The 17,091-nt window shown below is 64.8% G+C and carries 17 protein-coding genes and 1 pseudogene; 7 read left to right on the top strand and 11 right to left on the bottom strand.

The annotated features are described in order from the left end of the window. Positions 1-30 precede the first annotated feature (30 nt). Complete coding sequence (locus FHR73_RS06600; protein WP_183630109.1) at positions 31-1,062, top strand: diguanylate cyclase; 1,032 nt, start codon at positions 31-33, stop codon at positions 1,060-1,062. 13 nt (positions 1,063-1,075) lie between these two features. On the opposite strand, the gene FHR73_RS22735 is transcribed toward FHR73_RS06600, so the two are convergent. Further along, positions 1,076-1,939, bottom strand: coding sequence for a methyl-accepting chemotaxis protein (locus tag FHR73_RS22735; protein ID WP_409258668.1), 864 nt, complete (start codon positions 1,937-1,939; stop codon positions 1,076-1,078). Next, positions 1,931-2,746, bottom strand: a pseudogene (locus FHR73_RS22740) (MCP four helix bundle domain-containing protein); the annotation flags it as partial. The gene FHR73_RS22735 and the pseudogene FHR73_RS22740, both read right to left, overlap by 9 nt. Positions 2,747-2,908: 162 nt before the next feature. Between FHR73_RS22740 and FHR73_RS06610 the strand changes: the two are divergent. After that, the gene (locus tag FHR73_RS06610) at positions 2,909-4,099 is read left to right on the top strand and encodes an MFS transporter (RefSeq protein ID WP_183630111.1); all 1,191 of its coding nucleotides are present in this window, start codon (positions 2,909-2,911) and stop codon (positions 4,097-4,099) included. On the opposite strand, the gene FHR73_RS06615 is transcribed toward FHR73_RS06610, so the two are convergent. Then, on the bottom strand, positions 4,096-4,362 hold the full coding sequence (locus FHR73_RS06615; protein WP_183630112.1) for a hypothetical protein: 267 nt from the start codon (positions 4,360-4,362) through the stop codon (positions 4,096-4,098). The two genes, FHR73_RS06610 and FHR73_RS06615, sit on opposite strands and share 4 nt — an antisense overlap. 50 nt (positions 4,363-4,412) lie before the next feature. Continuing rightward, complete coding sequence (locus FHR73_RS06620; protein WP_183630113.1) at positions 4,413-4,865, bottom strand: MarR family winged helix-turn-helix transcriptional regulator; 453 nt, start codon at positions 4,863-4,865, stop codon at positions 4,413-4,415. A gap of 176 nt (positions 4,866-5,041) precedes the next feature. Here FHR73_RS06620 and FHR73_RS06625 point away from each other — a divergent pair, with 176 nt between their 5' ends. Together FHR73_RS06625 and FHR73_RS06630 are read left to right on the top strand one after the other, a co-directional pair. After that, the gene (locus tag FHR73_RS06625) at positions 5,042-6,274 is read left to right on the top strand and encodes an MFS transporter (protein ID WP_409258654.1); all 1,233 of its coding nucleotides are present in this window, start codon (positions 5,042-5,044) and stop codon (positions 6,272-6,274) included. A 90-nt stretch (positions 6,275-6,364) separates the two neighbouring features. Then, positions 6,365-7,021 (top strand): ion channel, encoded by a 657-nt coding sequence (locus tag FHR73_RS06630; RefSeq protein WP_133861899.1) that lies wholly within the window; start codon positions 6,365-6,367, stop codon positions 7,019-7,021. Here the strand turns inward: FHR73_RS06630 and solA are convergent. Then, positions 7,018-8,187, bottom strand: coding sequence for an N-methyl-L-tryptophan oxidase (solA, locus tag FHR73_RS06635; protein ID WP_183630114.1), 1,170 nt, complete (start codon positions 8,185-8,187; stop codon positions 7,018-7,020). The genes FHR73_RS06630 and solA overlap by 4 nt on opposite strands. A gap of 130 nt (positions 8,188-8,317) precedes the next feature. Continuing rightward, positions 8,318-9,316: a fatty acid desaturase gene (locus tag FHR73_RS06640; protein ID WP_183630115.1), complete on the bottom strand. Its 999-nt coding sequence runs from the start codon at positions 9,314-9,316 to the stop codon at positions 8,318-8,320. 691 nt (positions 9,317-10,007) lie between these two features. Here FHR73_RS06640 and FHR73_RS06645 point away from each other — a divergent pair. Together FHR73_RS06645 and FHR73_RS22505 are read left to right on the top strand one after the other, a co-directional pair. Beyond that, positions 10,008-11,231, top strand: a complete 1,224-nt coding sequence (locus tag FHR73_RS06645) for an acyl-CoA dehydrogenase family protein (protein ID WP_183630116.1) — start codon at positions 10,008-10,010, stop codon at positions 11,229-11,231. 102 nt (positions 11,232-11,333) lie between these two features. Then, the gene (locus tag FHR73_RS22505; protein WP_260175613.1) at positions 11,334-11,468 is read left to right on the top strand and encodes a hypothetical protein; all 135 of its coding nucleotides are present in this window, start codon (positions 11,334-11,336) and stop codon (positions 11,466-11,468) included. 45 nt (positions 11,469-11,513) lie between these two features. Here the strand turns inward: FHR73_RS22505 and tauD are convergent, their stop codons facing one another. From tauD to FHR73_RS06670, 5 genes are all read right to left on the bottom strand, one after another. Then, positions 11,514-12,365, bottom strand: coding sequence for a taurine dioxygenase (gene tauD, locus FHR73_RS06650; RefSeq protein WP_183630117.1), 852 nt, complete (start codon positions 12,363-12,365; stop codon positions 11,514-11,516). Positions 12,366-12,375: 10 nt separating this feature from the next. After that, positions 12,376-13,191 carry a taurine ABC transporter permease TauC gene (tauC, locus tag FHR73_RS06655; protein WP_183630118.1) on the bottom strand — a complete coding sequence of 272 codons (816 nt, stop codon included), beginning with the start codon at positions 13,189-13,191 and terminating at the stop codon, positions 12,376-12,378. Then, complete coding sequence (locus FHR73_RS06660) at positions 13,181-13,969, bottom strand: taurine ABC transporter ATP-binding protein (protein ID WP_183630119.1); 789 nt, start codon at positions 13,967-13,969, stop codon at positions 13,181-13,183. Before FHR73_RS06660 ends, tauC begins: the two co-directional genes overlap by 11 nt. A gap of 69 nt (positions 13,970-14,038) precedes the next feature. Then, on the bottom strand, positions 14,039-15,070 hold the full coding sequence (gene tauA, locus FHR73_RS06665; protein ID WP_183630120.1) for a taurine ABC transporter substrate-binding protein: 1,032 nt from the start codon (positions 15,068-15,070) through the stop codon (positions 14,039-14,041). A gap of 155 nt (positions 15,071-15,225) precedes the next feature. Further along, on the bottom strand, positions 15,226-15,597 hold the full coding sequence (locus FHR73_RS06670; protein WP_108581805.1) for a response regulator: 372 nt from the start codon (positions 15,595-15,597) through the stop codon (positions 15,226-15,228). 334 nt (positions 15,598-15,931) lie between these two features. Here FHR73_RS06670 and FHR73_RS06675 point away from each other — a divergent pair, with 334 nt between their 5' ends. Then, positions 15,932-17,053, top strand: a complete 1,122-nt coding sequence (locus tag FHR73_RS06675; protein ID WP_183630121.1) for a mechanosensitive ion channel family protein — start codon at positions 15,932-15,934, stop codon at positions 17,051-17,053. The last annotated feature ends 38 nt before the right edge of the window (positions 17,054-17,091 follow it).

The raw sequence follows: 17,091 nt of genomic DNA on the forward strand, positions 1-17,091 counted from the left end.
ATTGGCGCACTGCTTTATGGTGACCTCTTCATGACTGCTCTTTCCTATCGTGATCGCAACCAGGCTCTCAACGACTCCCTGGGCAAATTCTGGCAAGTCGCCAAGCCCGTGGTTCAGGCGGCCATGGCCATTCATGTGGCGTTGCTGGTCATCTTCGTCCTGCTCGACCAGATCCTGATGGCCTGGGCCAACGTACTCAGCCTCGCGGCCTACGTGGGCTGCCTGGCCGCCCTGCGCCAGCGCCGTTATCGCATCGCCAGCCTGACCATGTGCTGCGAGATCGTCGCCCACGCCTGGCTCGCCACCTGGCAACTCGGCTGGGACAGCAACTTCCACTACTACGTGCTGTGCATCCTGCCGATCGTCATCTACAACTACCGCACCGCGCCGATCCGTCATCTGGTGCTGGTCACCGGCATCCTGGTGACCCTGGCGGGCGGCTATCTGCTGCACCCACCCGCTACCCTCGCGCCCCTGGCGATGAAGCTGTTCGGCACGATCAATATCATCAGCGCCCTGGGGTTGCTGCTCTACGGCACCGGCGCTTCCTTCCACCACAGCACCAAGATGCAGCTGGACCTGCTGCATTCCGCCAGCCACGACAGCCTCACCAACCTCTACAACCGCCGGCGGATTCTCGACCAGGCGGAAAAGCACAGTGGCGTGACCGGCAGCCTCATCCTCTTCGACGTCGATCACTTCAAGCACATCAATGATCGCTTTGGCCACGACTGCGGTGATCTGGTGCTGCAAGGGATCGCCGACGTCATTCGCCGCGAGGTGCGACATTCCGATCTGGCGGCGCGCTGGGGTGGCGAGGAATTCCTGGTGCTGTTGCCCCAGGCGCGGACCGAAGTGGCCTGGGGCGTGGCTGAGCGCATCCGCCAGCGCCTGACCGACGTCACCCAGTCCCTCGAACGCGGTCCCGCGCGGGTCACAGCGACCCTGGCAGTGTGCGAGATTCGCGATTGCGAGGCCTTCGCCAGCGCCCTGGAGCGCGCCGACCAGGCGCTCTACCGCGGCAAGCAGGAAGGCCGCGACCGGGTGATGCTGGCGGCCTGACTCCCAGGCCGCCCTAGACCACGAAGCGCTGCAGGGCGCCGTGGAGATCGGCGGCCAGGGCGGAAAGCTGCTGGCTGCTGGCACTGGTCTGCTGGGCGCCGGCGGCGGTCTGGGTCGCAGCGTCACGGATCAGCGTCAGGTTGCGATCGACCGCCGCCGTGGTGGCCGTCTGCTCTTCGGTGGCCGCGGCGATGGCGTCGTTGCGCTGGCCGATGGCGGTGATGGCCTGGGTGATGCCTTCCAGCACCTGCCAGGTCGCCTGGGCCTGGTCGCGGGTATGGCTGGCCTGGAGCCGACTCTGATCCAGGGCGGTCACCGTCCTCTCGCTGACCTGCTGCATGCCGTCGATCAGGCCTTCGATCTCGCGGGTGGAGTCGCCCGTACGGCGGGCCAGCCCACGCACCTCGTCGGCCACCACGGCGAAGCCGCGTCCGGCGTCCCCGGCCCGTGCCGCCTCGATGGCGGCGTTGAGCGCCAGCAGGTTGGTCTGCTCGGCGACGTTGCGGATGACATCGAGCATCTTGCTGATGCCCTTGGATTGCTCGGCCAGCTGGTCCGCCTGGTTGGCCGCCTCGTCCACGTTGCCCACCAGCTGGGTGATGGCGGCCAGCGTCTGGCGGACCTGCGTCTGCCCCTGCTTGGCCTGATCGACGCAGCGCTGCGATTCGGCGGAGGTGGAGGTCGCATGCTCGCAGACCGCCTGGACCGCCTGATTGAGCTGGGTGACGGCATTGGCCGCATGCTGGATATCGGTCGTCTGCTGTTCCAGGTTGCGGCAGCTTTCATCCATCACGGCACTCACCTGGGTCGAGGCCGAGGCCAGTTGCTCCGAGGCATTTCCGGTGTGGGCCAGCACCTCGCGCAGATTGCCCTGCATACGCTCCAGCGCCAGCAGCAGCATGGCTGCCTCGTCGCGTCCCTGGGGCTGGATGTCCTGCCGCAGATCACCCGCGGCGATGCCAGCAGAAATGTCCAACGCCTGGCGCAGCGGCTGCACCACGCTACGGGTCAGCCGCCAGGCCAGCAGCAGCAACAGCAGAATGGCGCCGCCAATGACCGACCAGACGATGGCGCGGGCCTGGAGGAACTGGACGTTTGCCACCTCCTTGGCCTGGGCAGCGCCCTGCTTGTTCAATTCGTGCAGGAGTTGCACCTGCATGTCCATCAGATCGCCCTTGAGGCCGACTACCGTATCCAGTTGCATCCGCGCTGCCGGGATCTGCTGTTGCTCGATCAGGCGCACCTCTTCGCGCAGTCCTTCCACGAAAGGCAGGTAGGCGTCATGCAGGGCCTTGATCGAATCCCCTTCGGTCGCATCGGTGACGACCGGCGCATAGTCCCGGAACAGCTGATCGGTTTCGTTGACCAGTTGCTCCAGGGTGACCCGGCTCATGGCCACGGCGCCGGGATCCTCGGCATTGAGCAGGACAACCGAAGCCTGGTTGCGCAGCTTGCCGAGGTTGATCGCCAGGGAATCGGCGATGGCGATACTGGGCAACCAGTCCTGCTCCATGCTCAGGGCCTGACGGCGCAGCTGCTGCATCTCCCACAGCGCAAAGCTGCCGAGTCCGGCGAGCAGCACGGCGGCGAAGGTAAAGGAGAACAGCATCCGCGGGCCGGTCTTGAGGGCTCTCAACCAGGAGCGGCGGGACAGGCGGCGAAGGGGCGCGAGGATCCGAAGCATGGGGGCGTCACTGCATGAAGACGGTCAGGCACAAGAGCCTAGGCAAGCAAGATGTCGAGTTGATTACAAAATGCCATTATTCGAAAAAATCATACGATTGCGACAAAAGGTAACTGGGGCTAAGGTCCGTCCCCTCCGTTCGCCATCCTGCTCGACGCTGTCATGACTATCCCCTCCGCCAAGGCTTCGCCTTTACAGATCCTGCTGCTCGGCATCGCCCAGATCCTCGTCTGGGGCGGCTCCTTCTTCATTCTCGCGGTGCTGGCCGATCCGGTGGTACAGGAGACCGGCTGGTCCCGGCAATGGGTCTATGGCGGTCTCTCGCTCGGGGTCCTGGTCTCCGGCCTGCTCGCACCGGCGTGCGGCCGCCTGATCGCCCGCCAGGGCGGCCGCACGCTACTGTCGCTGAGCGGCCTGGGGGTGGCCGCCGGGCTGGTGCTGATGGCCAGCGCCCAGCATCTGCCGCTGTTCCTGCTCGCCTGGATGGTGATGGGGATCAGCATGGCCGCGGGTCTGTACGATGCCCTTTTCGCAACCCTGGGCACCTGCTATGGCACCCAGGCCCGCTCGGCCATCAGCGGCATCACCCTGGTCTCCGGCTTCTGCACCGCCATCACCTGGCCCGTGGCGGCCTTCCTGGTCAGCCATCTCGGCTGGCGCGGTGCCTGCCTGGCCTATGCGGCCGTCCTGCTGCTGACGATCTGGCCGCTCTATCGCCGCGCCCTGCCCGCGCCGGTCCTCGTCACCCAGGCGCCCCGGACCGGCCAGGCCGCATCGACCGTGCCGGTCGACCGGGCGCTCTACATCGTACTCACGGCACTTTTCACCCTGGGCGCGATGCTGATGACGGCCATTTCCGTCCAGCTGATCACCCTGCTGCAGGGGATCGGCTACAGCCTGGCCAGCGCCGTGGCCCTGAGTGCCTGCCTGGGACCCAGTCAGGTCGCCTCGCGGATCATCGATCTGCTCAACCGCAACGGCCACCCGCTGTGGACGGCCCTGGCCTCGGTGGTCTGCACGGCCGCCGGACTGCTGCTGGTTACCCTGGGGCCCGGCCTGGTCTGGGTAACGGTCGTGGGCCTGGTGATCTTCGGAGCGGGTAATGGTCTGAGGGCGATCATTCGCGGCGCCTTGCCACTGGCGCTCTGGAGTCCGGCGGAATACGCCACCGTCCTCGGCCGCATGGCGCGCCCGGCGTTACTCGGTCAGGCCGCCACGCCCCTGCTCTGCGGCTATGTCCTGGAGCACCATGGCCCCCACGCGGTGCTGGGTCTGCTCTGCCTGCTGGCGCTGGTCAACGTGGCCCTGGTTGCCTGGTTGTTCAAGGCGCTGTTCGGCCGCGCCACGGCCTAGTCGCAGGCGATTTCCAGGGGTACCAGGCGCAGCTTGATGCCGGTGCGACGCAGGGTAAGGATATCGCCCTCGCGCTGCCCGACCTCGTCGCCCAGGGTGCTGCGCAGCGTCTTCTCGTCGAGCAGCCGCGCATAGGTCCGGGGATCTTCCCCGTGGCAGCTTTCGGCGATATGCAGCTCGCCTTGCAGCAACTTGCCTGCGGTGCGCCCGCTGGTGAGATCCACGAGCAGGTAATCCTGGTCAGGCTGGTATTTGAAGGTCATGCGAATTCCCCGGCGACTGTAGCCATGGGAACCGCTCGTACCCGGTTGGTTCAGGACGTCGGGTTACCTTCCTCGTCCAGGCGAGTGCGCAGCATCACCAGGGTCTCGCGCAGATCGTCCAGGCCCGCATCGCCCAGGGCGCAGACCTGCCGCACCCGGCTGTTGACACCATTGGCCTGATCGCGCAGCGTGCGACCCGCTGGCGTCAGTTCGATCGACAGGTTGCGCTCGTCTTCGGCACTGCGCCGGCGCGTGACCAGCCCGGCCGCCTCCAGGCGCTTGACCACGGGGGTCAGGGCACCGGAATCCTGCCGTAGCCGATTGGACAGCTCCTTGAGCGTGAGGCCGTCGTGCTCCCACAGCACCAGCATGATCAGGTACTGCGGGAAGGTCAGGCCCATGCTCTCCAGCAGGGGTTTGTAGAGTTGCGTCATCGCCAGCGAAGCCGAATACAGGGAAAAGCACAGTTGCTGGTCAAGGAGCAGTGGATCTTTGGCTGTCATGGAATCTGCCATACAAAACGTGAAAAGAGTGGAAGGTGCGCGCGCACCCAAAGCGGACCGAAAGGCCGCCTGGCTTGGGTTCGGTTGCCGGAAACATCCGGTAACTGGCACTGGATTCCGATACCACAGGATGCCACAGTGAGCGGCTGGACATAAATAATAAGGGTAATACCTGCATGGCCGTTTCCTCTGCCACGCCAGCCGTTCCTGGCGAAACCCCCACTGCCGCCCTGCCCGGCGCCTCGCCGATGGTTGCGGGAATCCTGGCCTCCTGTGCGCTGGCCCACCTGATCAACGACCTGATCCAATCCGTCCTGCCCTCGATCTATCCCATGCTCAAGGATAGTTATGGCCTGACGTTTACCCAGATCGGCCTGATCACCCTGGCCTTCCAGATCACCGCCTCCCTGCTGCAACCCTGGATCGGCTTCCATACCGATCGTCATCCTAAACCCTATCTGCTGCCCGCCGGCATGGTCTGTACCCTGATTGGCGTACTGCTGCTCGCCTTCGTCGGCAGTTTTCCCGCGATCCTGGCCGCCTCGGCGCTGATCGGCGTCGGCTCCTCGACCTTTCACCCGGAAACCTCGCGGGTAGCCCGCCTGGCGTCGGGCGGTCGTTTCGGCCTGGCGCAATCCACCTTCCAGGTCGGCGGCAATGCCGGCACCGCCATCGGCCCCCTGCTGGCCGCAGCCATCGTCATTCCCTATGGTCAGACGCATGTCGCCTGGTTCGCGCTCTTCGCCCTGTTCGCCATCGGCGTGCAATACGGGCTGTCGCGCTGGTATCGCAGCCATCTGCGCAGCGCCAAAGGGCGCAAGGCCGCCGCGGTCAGCCACGGTCTGTCGCGCGGTCAGGTGACCTTCGCGTTGGTCGTGCTGGCCCTGCTGGTGTTCTCCAAGTACATCTACATGGCCAGCATCACCAGCTATTTCACCTTCTATCTCATCGAGCGCTTTGGCCTTTCCGTCGCCAGCTCCCAGCTGCACCTCTTTCTCTTCCTGGGTGCGGTCGCGGCCGGCACCTTCTTCGGTGGTCCCATCGGCGATCGCATCGGCCGCAAGGCGGTCATCTGGTTCTCGATTTTGGGCGCGGCGCCCTTCACCCTCGCCCTGCCCTATGTCGATCTGTTCTGGACCAGTGTGCTGAGCGTCATCATCGGCTTCATCCTGGCCTCCGCCTTCTCCGCCATCGTGGTCTATGCCCAGGAACTGGTGCCGGGCAACGTGGGCATGATCGCCGGGATCTTCTTCGGCCTGATGTTCGGCGTCAGTGCCATCGCCGCCGCGGGCCTCGGCAACCTCGCCGACCATCGCGGCATCGAATACGTCTACCAGCTGTGCTCCTACATGCCGCTGCTGGGCATCCTGACCATCTTGCTGCCCTCCACTCGCCGCAAGGCGGCCTGAGGTCCGCGCCACGGGAGCATAAGGCTCCCGTGGCGAAGCGCTTCGTCACCCGCTACGCTGGCCGCCCCCTGAGCCTTTCGCCGAGTCGCGATGAAGAGTCCGCTGCACTACCTGGTCCGCTACCCCTCCGCCAACCTGCTGTTCATCCAGTTGCTCGGCCTGTTGCTCTACCCCTTCGTGGAACAGGAGGAACACGGGCGCGCCATCATCGGTGCCTTCGGCATCATCGTCCTCGCCACCGCCTTGCGCATGGTGCGACGGAGTCCAACCATCCAGTGGCTGGGGTTCATCCTCGCCGGCTGCATCCTGGTGCTCACGGTTCTGGTCGAGTGGCAGGGCAATCGCCACCTGGTGGTGTCCCTGGCCATCCTCGATGCGATCTTCTACTTCTATGCCGCGGGCAGTCTCATCGCCTACATGATGGAGGACCAGCGGGCGACCACCGATGAACTCTTCGCCGTGGGTGCGACCTTCACCCTGCTGGCCTGGGCCTTCGCCCATGCCTATTCGGCCTGCCAGATCCTGCAGCCCAACAGCTTCACCGCCGCCAACGATCCCCTGGCCGCACGCACCTGGACCGAGCTGCTCTACGTCAGCTTCGCCATCCTCTCCGGCGTCGGCCTGAGTGATATCTACCCGATCAAGCCGATGGCGCGCTCGCTGGTCATGCTCGGTCAGTTCTCCGGTGTCATGTACATCGCCCTGGTGGTCACCCGGCTGGTCACCCTGACGGTGCGCAGCCGCTAGCCGAATCGCGCCAGGCCGAAGCTGCCGAGATCGATGTCGCTGCGCCCGGTGGTCACCCGCTGGGCGAGCGCCTTGCCCAGGGCGGCCGAATGCTTGAAGCCATGCCCCGAACAGGCACTGACGACGGTCACGCCCGGTAGCGTCGGATGCTCGTCGACGATGAAGCCGAAGTCGGGCGTGACCGTGTAGGCGCAGACCGTGCTGCGCACTGCCCGGTCTGCAAGACCGTCGACCCACCTCCCCACTTGACTACTGAACAGCCTGCTCGGTTCTTCCGGTCGGACCGACCGATTAATCCCTATTGGGGTGGTATTATCCTGGTACTGCTCCGTGGCGACCTTCACGGCGTTTTCGCCTGCCAAGGGGGGAAAGCCATAGAAGAGATCGCTATCGCCACTGCCCTGGGCAAGGATGAAGCTCGGTGAATCCGCCGGGAACAGTTCGGGCTTGGCGACTTCGAACCAGTGCAGGGTCTGACGGCAGACGCGCAGCAGTTGGTCGAAAGGTGCGCCCAGCAGTTCAGCGCTCCACATGCCGGCGGCGACAATGACCCGCTTCGCCCGCCAGCGGCCTTGCGCCGAATGCAGCGATACGCCCTGCCCGTCCGTCTCCAGGCGTTCGATGACGGTATTGGTATGGATCTGGGCACCTCGCCCGCGCGCCCCGTCCAGCTGTGCCTGGATACAGGCTTCCGGATAGAGATAACCGCCGCCCGGTTCGAAATAGCCGAGCGCATCTTCTGCTACCCGGAATTGCGGAAATCGCTGGCGAATGGCGGCGCCGTCCCAGGCCTCATGAGGGATCTCGTACTGGCGCGCCAGCTCCAGGGTGGCCTGGGTAAAATCCGGGCGGCCGTGATGGGAGGTTGCCGTCGCGGTGGCGGTCATGATCAGTACCCCGCATTGCTCGAACAGCCGGACGCCCCGCTCCGCCTCCAGCTCGCGCCAGAGTTGCTGCGAGCGAATCGCCAAGGGTACGTAGGCTGCGCCCTCGCCCACCGCCTGACGGGTGATGCGCGTCGCGCCGTGACTGGAGCCCAGCTCATGGGGCGGCGCATAGCGATCGATGCCTGCGACCTTCACGCCACGCCTGGCCAGTTGGTAAAGCGTGGCCGCGCCCATGGCGCCCAGGCCCAGGACAATGACGTCAAAGGTTGAGTCCTGCACGCTTATCCCCTCGGAGCACTGACGGAGCGGGCACTCTAGCAGAGACCCCTGGCTTTTCTGCACACCGCCCTTCCCTGGTGACGGTGTGGCACAGGAGTTAGCCTATGGCACTTATTTGCTTGGGGTGGTATTACCAGGGAAGGCTGTAGGCGCAGGCCCGATCCTGATCCGTCAGCAGGCGTGCTGACGGCGGCGCGGCGGGATGCAGCGGCGCATCCACGGGACGCCAGGCAAAACGCCGGGCCAACTCGCGATAGCCGGAAAACCGGAAATCACCGCTGCGGGCCCGGTAGGCACCACGCCTGGCTCGATAGACCCGTGGAATGAAATACCAGGGCAAACCCGGCAGGTCGTGGTGAACCAGATGCAGGGTGTTGTTGAGAAACAGCCAGCCCAGCGCCCCACCGCTTTCGTTGAGTACGCATCTCTGTGCAGGATCCAGCGCCGGGCGATGCTCGTAGAAGGATCGGATCAGCGCCACGGCCAGCGCCGGCCAGGCTACCCCCAGTACATAGACTCCCGGGGGCATGCCAGACAGCCCGTAGCTCGCCAGGAGCACGCCTGCACACAGTGCCAGATGAATCAGCCAGACGCGCAGCACGCCCCGCTCCCCGCGCCACCCGCGGCGTACTTCGAGCTCCAGCATGCCGTGCAGCGACAGGACCGGGCCTACCAGGAGTCGACCGATCAGGGTCTTGTCCAGCCAGAGCAATGCGCGTCCGGCCTGCCCTCGCTGCTCCCAGAGTTCGCCATCGACATAACGGCTCTCGGGATCAAGGGCCGGATCGGTGAGGTTCTCGCGCTGATGGTGCGCCAGGTGGCTATCGCGATAGAGCGGAAAGGGAAACCAGAGGCCGAGGGGCGGATAGGCGAACAAGGCGTTCAGCCTGGGCCAGCGCGTCGGATGGCCATGAATCAGCTCGTGTTGCAGGGACTGATGCAGCACGACGACGATCGTCAGCGGCGGCAGGATCCAGAAACCCAGTAACGGCCATGCACAAACGAGGGTCAGCCAACTGGCGTAGACACCGATGATCAGGCTCCAGGTTGGCCATTCGCTTCGGCCGGTGGCGGTATGCAAGAGCAACTTGATCAGGCGGCGGTGCCGCGCATCGAGATAGACAGTCACCGCAGGGTCCTGATAACGAGAAATCAAAGCTGACCCTAGGGAAAAACAATAGAGAAGCCAAATATCGTTAAGGTATTACCTCATGAAGAAGACGTTATTCGACGACCTCACTCCTTAAACTCCGTCTGATTTAACGCCTTTTCTAGTCAACTCGTACGTCTTACCTTACATAGTAAGATGTCCCAAAAATCATAAGCTTATAAGCAAACGCCTTGCAGGCAGCGCTCAGCTGTTGCTTGAGCAACACCTGCATCGAAGACCCATTAAAGACATATCCTTAGCAGCTTTGAAGATTGGCGGCGCTCTTGAGCGCTCATCTAGACTGCCACCAACTTTCACCTTCTTCGAAGTTCGCCATGCCGCTGTCTGATGACACTCTTCTGCCCCCTCCAGCTGCACGAACTCCCCAGGTGAAGTTCGATGCTGGGCTGGAAGCGTTCGACGTGCCCAGGCCCCCTCCGCTATCGAGGCTGACGCCTCTGAGTCGAATCAGACCGGCAACGCGCACCCGATACGTTTCTAGCGCACGGGTATCCCTCGTGGGTGCCTTGGGCCGTCGTCTGGTAGCGGCAATGGTGCTGATCGGCTGCACCCGAGCCGCCCATACCGAGCTGGCTCGTCTCGAGCTGGCTCGTCTTGGGCTCGCGCTTCCCGACTCTCTGCTGACACGACCAGAAGGATCTCCTCTTCCATGAGCATCATTTCCGCAGGCTGGGGCGCCGGCCCTTCCGCGCGCCATGCCGAACTCTCGGCCCGCTTTCAGCCGTTGTTCCAGCGTATTCGCGCGGGCGCCATAGAACGCGAGGTGCAGCGGCGACTGCCGGTCGAAGAATTGGCCTGGCTGAAGGCGGCCGGGTTCACCGCCCTGCGGTTGCCGGTCGAGCATGGCGGCGCGGGCGTCACCCTGCCGGAACTGTTCGCCCTGCTCATCGAACTGGGCGAGGCCGATTCCAATCTGGTGCAGGCGCTGCGCGGTCACATGGGCTTTGTCGAGGGCTTGCTCAACAGCGACGATCAGGCACGCCGCAGCCGTTGGTTCGCCCGTATCGCCGCGGGTGAAACCCTGGGTCCGGCCTCCAGCGAGGTCGGCGATGCCCGGCGGGCCGAATTCAGTACCCGCGTGCGCCGGGAGGGTGACGCCCTGCTGCTCTCCGGCACCAAGTTCTATACCACGGGCTCGCTCTATGCGGACTGGATCGACGTGGGCGCCACCGATGACGCCGGCAATCGCGTCATGGCGACCATCCGCCGCGACGCCGCCGGCGTGGAGGTGGTGGACGACTGGAATGGCTTCGGCCAGACGCTGACCGCCAGCGGCACGGCCACCTTTACCAATGTGCGGGTGGAGCCTGCGGACGTGGTTACGGTAGGCGAGCGCTTCCGCTATTCGCCTGGCTTCTTCCAGGTCTTTCACCTCGCCAACCTGGCGGGCATGGGGCGGGCCATGAGCAGCGAGGTGGCGGCCGCGGTCGCCGCTCGCACCCGCACCTTCACCATCGGTAATGCCGATCGTGTCAGCCAGGATCCGCAGGTGTTGGCCGTGGTAGGCCAGGTGCGCAGCGCCGCCTACTGCGCCGGGGTGATCACCCTGAAGAATGCCGAGGCGCTGCAGCGCGTGCATGACCTCAGGCAGGTGGATGACCCGGCAGCCGAGGATCGCGCGGTGGAACTGGCCGAACTGGAGGTCTGCCAGTCGCTCAATGTGGTCACGGACCTGATCATCGAGGCATCCGGCCGCCTGTTCGACGCCCTGGGCGCTTCGGCCACGCTGAGACCACAGGGACTGGATCGCTTCTGGCGCAATGCCCGTACCCTCGCCTCTCATAATCCGCGCATCTACAAGGATCGCATCGTCGGCGACTTCGCGGTCAACGGCACCCCGCCACCGCCGCAGTGGAAGATCGGCGTCGCCTAGCGGCCGAAGCGGCCGGAAATGCCGACGAGAGCCGTACTGCCCCGCTGTTCGCCGCCCCCGGCGATGCTTTAAGCTCGCCGGCTTTCTTCCTGGAGCGGTGTCATGGAAAGGTCGCGCAGCAATCGTCAGGCCATATGGAAGGCCATCAAGGATCCGCGCTTCATCCCCGTTGCCGTGGCGGCGGTGTGCATCGTGCTGTTCTTCGTGCTGGGGCTGGTCGACGTCCTGGGCAACTGATCGCCCGGCTGAGACGCTGGCCTATCCCGGCCACGGGATGGGCCGTCACCTCCTCTCGCCTGGCCCACAGGGACGGTCACCCAGAATGGTCGCCCGGTGCATCACGCGCCGCTGCGGACGATAGTCGTCACAGGCATAGTGCTGGGTGATGCGGTTGTCCCAGAACGCCAGATCGCCTGCCTGCCACTGCCAGCGCACCTGGAATTCCGGTCGCGCGGCGTGGGCGAACAGCAATTGCAGCAGCGCCTCGCTCTCGGCTTCTTCCAGCTCGATGATCCGGGTGGTGAAGCCGGCACTGACGAAAAGCCCTTTGACCCCGGTTTCCGGGTGGACCCTTACCACCGGATGACGCACCGGCGGATTGGCCGCGCGTGCCGCATGGAAACGCTGCAAGCCTTCCGGCGTATGGCCGAAGCGTTCCAGCGGAAAGGATTTGCTCAGGTCATGCCAGGCGCTGAGACCGTCGAGCAACTCGCGCAGCGGCGCGGACAACGCCGCATAGGCCGCCGAATTGCTCGCCCAGAGGGTATCGCCGCCACAGGCGGGCACCTGGCGCGCGCTGAGCAGCGACCCCAGCGGCGGCGTCTGGATGAAGGTGACATCCGTATGCCAGAGCGCGTTGTCTCTCAGGTCGTTCAACTCGGTATCCAGCACCAGGATTTCCGGCTGCTCGGGATGCTTGGGATAGATCGGATGAATGTGCAGATCGCCGAAGTGGGCCGCCACGTCCCGTTGCTGGCGTGGCGTGAGCAACTGGTCACGCAGAAACAGCACCTGATGCTCCAGCAAACCCTGGTGTAGCGCGGCGTGACTCGCGGGATCCAGAGGCTCGCGCAGATCCAGGCCATGGACGCGGGAACCAAGCGCGGGGCTCAGACGTTCGAAGGTGATGGTCATGGTCGCCTCCCTAATTCCAACCGGCGTAGCGCCGCTGCAGGGCGCGCAGGCCCAGTTCGATGGACAGGGCAATACTGGCGATCAGCAGGATGCCCACCACCACCACATCGGTGGCCATGAATTGCGCGGCCGATTGCACCATGAAGCCCAGGCCCCGATTGGCGGCGATCAGCTCAGCGGCCACCAGGGTCGACCAGCCCACCCCCAGGGCGATACGCAGCCCGGTCAGGATGTCGGGCAAGGCACTGGGGAGGATGACGTGACGCACCACCTGGCCGCGCGAGGCGCCCAGGCAGCGCACCGCCTGGAGTCGCGCCCGATCGACCCGGCGCACCCCGCCCACGGTGGCGATCAGCAAGGGCGCGAACAGCGCCAGATAGATCAGCAGCACCTTGGACAGCTCGCCGATGCCGAACCAGATCACCATCAGCGGCAGGTAGGCCAACGGCGGGATCGGACGATAGAACTCCACCAGCGGGTCCAGAGCGGCATTCAGGGTCGGGTTGAGACCCATGGCGATACCCAGGGGTACCGCGGTCAGCACGGCGGCCAGCAGCGCAGCCAGCACCCGCAGCAGGCTGGTGCCCAGATGCTGCCAGAGACTGGCGTCCAGATAGCCCTCGGCGAGCAATCCCCGCAGGGCGACCAGCAATTGCTCGGGAGATGGCAGGAACAGGGTATCCACCCAACCCAGATGGGTCGCGCTCCACCAAAGCGTCGCCACGCCAACCAGGGTGCCCAGCGCTGCCACGCGGCGGCGGTCCAGGTGCGGTCGACGGCGTTCCCGGGTATCCCGCAGGGCGGTTGTCAGGGTGTCAGAGGGCATGATCGGGAGACTCCTGCAGAAAGAGGTCGAGCAACTCCTGGCGCAGCTCGGCGAAGCGGGGATCGGCCTTGATCTCGCGGACGGGCTCGCCCGCCAGATAGCGGCGGGCGAACGGCACCTCCAGGCGGCGGACGATGCGCGCGGGTGGCCCATCCAGCACCAGGAGCTCCGTGGCCAGGAACAGCGCCTCGTCGACGCTGTGGGTGATGAGGAACAGGCCCTTGCCGGTGCGTTTCCAGACGTCCAGCAACAGCACCTGCATGCGTTCCCGGGTCAGGGCATCGAGAGCGCCGAAGGGCTCGTCCAGCAGCAGGAAATCCGGATCCACCGCCAGGGCGCGGGCCAGACCCAGGCGTTGGCGCTGTCCACCGGACAGCTCGCCGATGGCGTGCTCGGCATGCTGCGCCAGCCCCACCAGCTCGAGCATCTCGCGGGCCCTGGCCTCGCGTTCCCGGCGACCCAGCCCGCGCAAGCGCAGCCCCAGGGCGACGTTATCGAGCGCATTGAGCCAGGGCATCAGGGCATCGTCCTGGAACACCACGCCGCGTTCGCCGCCCGGCCCTTCCAGGGTCCGGCCATCGAGCTGCACGCGCCCTTCATCGAGGGATTGGAAACCGGCGAGCACGTTGAGCAGGCTGGACTTGCCGCAGCCGGACGGGCCCAGCACGACCAGGGAGGCGCCCTTCTCCACCGCGAGATCGAGACGCTGCAGGATGGGGTGCTGGCGGCCACGCCGGACGAATCCGAGGCTGGCCTGTTCCAGGGTGAGTCGACTCATGACCGGCTCCTGTCGGCAGGGAAAAAAAGCCCCTCCGGAGAGGGGCGAGTCGTGGCGTGAAAGGGGTCGTCACTGGGCCTTGCGGACGTACTCGGCGCTGACATAGGGCGAGTAGTCGTCGAGCACCGTGGGAATGCGCTTCTGTTCCTTGAGGAATTCGGCGGTGCGGGCGATGGCCTTGGCGGTGCCACCACCAAGCAGATCAGGGCCGAGTTGCGCCTGGGCGTCCGGATAGCGCGAGCCCGCCAGCAATTCGGGGATGTCGGCAGCGTCGGCGCCGGTCAGGCGAGCGATCTTCCTGGCCTGCTCGGACTGTGCATCCCACTCCTTGCCGTGGGCCTGGTAGTCGGCGAAGGCCTGCAAGGTGACCTTGGCGTATTGGGCAACGATCTCGGGATGCTTTTGGGCGAAGTCCTTGCGCGCCACCCAGACCTCGAAGGTAGGCGCACCCCAGCTGCCCACCTGGGCCGCATCGGCGAGGACCTTGCCATTCTTCTTGATCTCGCCCAGCGCGGGCGACCAGACGAAGGCGCCATCGATGTCACCGCGGCGCCAGGCGGCGGCGATCTCGGTGGGATTGAGGTTGACGATCTTGACCTTGGTCGGATCCACCCCCCAGTACTTGAGCGCTCCGAGCAGGCTGTAATGCGAGGTGGAGACAAAGGGGGTGGCGATGGTCTTGCCGACCAGTTGCGCGGGCTTGTCGATACCGCTGCCATCGCGCACCACCAGCGCCTCGGCGGAGTCGATCTGGGCGGAGACGATGAAGGTCACCAGCGGCAGCTTGCGCGAGGTGGCCGCTGCCAGCGGGCTGGAGCCGAGATTGCCGATCTGCACATCACCAGACGCCAGCGCGGCGACGACCTCGGGACCGCTGTTGAAACGACGCCAGTCGATCTTCTGGCCAATCGCCTTGTCGTAGAGGCCATCGGCCTGGGCAACCTTGGATGGATCGACACCTGTCTGGTAACCCACCACCAGATCAGCAGCGGCCGCCTGCCCCGCCAGGGCTGCCACGCCTATAGCCAGAACCAGGGATTTGATCAGCGAATTCACAAAGGCCTCCTTGTCGGTAGGCGCGCCGCAGCACGCCCTCGGCATCGACTCGATGCCTGTTGGAGGCCAAGCTAAACGATCTAAGGATCGTCAGATAAATAACAAAATGGAATCAGCTTAGGTACGGAGCTGGACAGCTACGGACACCTTGAGCGTCGAGAAACGCATACGGCCTGGAACCAGGCCGCAGAGGACAGCAATCAGCCTTTGCGCTGATTGAGGAAGCGGAAGCAGCCGGCCAGCAGGTCATCGAAGCGCCAGGGCTTGGGCAGATAGTAGATATCCGGGGCGCGTTCGGGCTGGAGTTCTTCGAAATAACCCGAGGAGACGATGATGGGCAGACCCGGCAGCTGCTGCTTGACGCGGCGTGCCAGCTCCAGACCATCGATGACACCCGGCATCCGGACATCGGTGATCAGCAGATCCGGCGTCGGACGTGCACTCGACAGGTATTCCCAGGCTTGGTCCGCGGTACCGAAGGTGTGCACCTGAAAGCCTTCGCCTTCGAGCACCTCTTCCATCAGTCCGAGCAACATGTTCTCGTCTTCGACAACCACTACCACTGGCTTCATAAATCCGTCTCGATCTCCGCAGGTCCGCCATCTGACTGGACGTATCTCGTTGGGGCGCGAATTCTACTCCTATCCTGCGTCCGCTGCGCAGTCTCCTCTGAGCTTAGACGCGAGGTGCGACATCCTGCCCCACTGATCGACAGAAAAGTCTGCCGGGAGCCGAATAGGCGTTCTCCTATAGGGGTGGTATTAGAAGTAAACGCGTTTTGCCGAGCCTGCGGGGAACCGTGGCGAAGCCCCTCAGTCGGAAAACAGGTATCTCGAAAGGCTTCCCGCGATTCCGACGCGTCAGCTTTTCAGGATCCCGGGAAGCCGTCTGCCTGAGGAAATGCGCATGACGGCCATCGACTGGACAGGTTGGCTCAACGCCCCCTGGATCACCACGCTGATCGCGGCAGGGGTCGCCCTGCTGATCAGCAGCATCCTCCTGATGCTGGCGTTCGCGGCCATTCGCCGGCTGGCCAATCCCTTCCTGCTGGCGCGCAACCTGGTGAAGTACGCCGAGAAGCCGGCGCGGCTGGCGGTACCCCTTGTGGTGCTGCAAGGTGTCTGGAATTCCGCACCCGATGCCCTGCCGCTGTTGCGTGCGGTACAGCACCTCACCGGCCTGCTGAGCATCGCTGCCTTCACCTGGCTGGGCCTCAGGGCGGTCAAGGCCGTCGGCGCCACCATCGCCCTGCGCAATCCCGTGGATGTGGCGGACAACCTGCGGGCGCGCCGTATTCAGACGCAGAATCGAGTATTGATACGCAGCCTCAGCTTCATCGTACTGCTGGTGGGTATCGCCCTGATGCTGATGACCTTTCCCGCCGTTCGCCAGGTAGGTGCGAGCCTCCTCGCCTCCGCTGGCGTCGCCGGCCTGGTCGCGGGTATCGCCGCGCGCCCGGTACTGGGCAATCTCATCGCCGGCCTGCAGATCGCCGTGACGCAGCCGATCCGGCTCGACGACGTGGTCATTGTCGAGGGGGAATGGGGCCGGGTGGAAGAGATCACCGGCACCTACGTGGTAGTCCGCATCTGGGACGATCGTCGCCTGGTGGTACCACTGCAATACTTCATCGAGACCCCCTTCCAGAACTGGACGCGCTCCTCCTCCAGCCTGATCGGGTCCGTCTTCATATGGGTTGACTACTCCCTGCCGCTGGCGCCGATCCGCACCGAATTGGAACGCGCCTGTGCCGAGGTGCCCCATTTATGGGACGAGCGTGTCTGCGTGCTGCAGGTGACCGATGCGTCCCATGACTCCATCCAGATCCGGGTGCTGGTGAGCTCGGGCGATTCCTCGAAGAACTGGGATCTGCGCTGCTTCGTGCGGGAGCGGCTGATCACCTATATCAATCGTGAATTCCCCCTCTGCCTGCCCAAGCTGCGAACCGAACTGGGACGTCGCGATGTACTGCCCACACCACAATCCGACGAAAGGCACGAGCCGGTCGTTCGTCAGCCAGAAGTCTGATTTTTCGGCCAATTGCCTCGATCAGGCAGCCATTAAGC

Source organism: Pseudomonas sp. AS2.8 (assembly GCF_014190935.1).
GTDB lineage: Bacteria > Pseudomonadota > Gammaproteobacteria > Pseudomonadales > Pseudomonadaceae > Chryseomonas.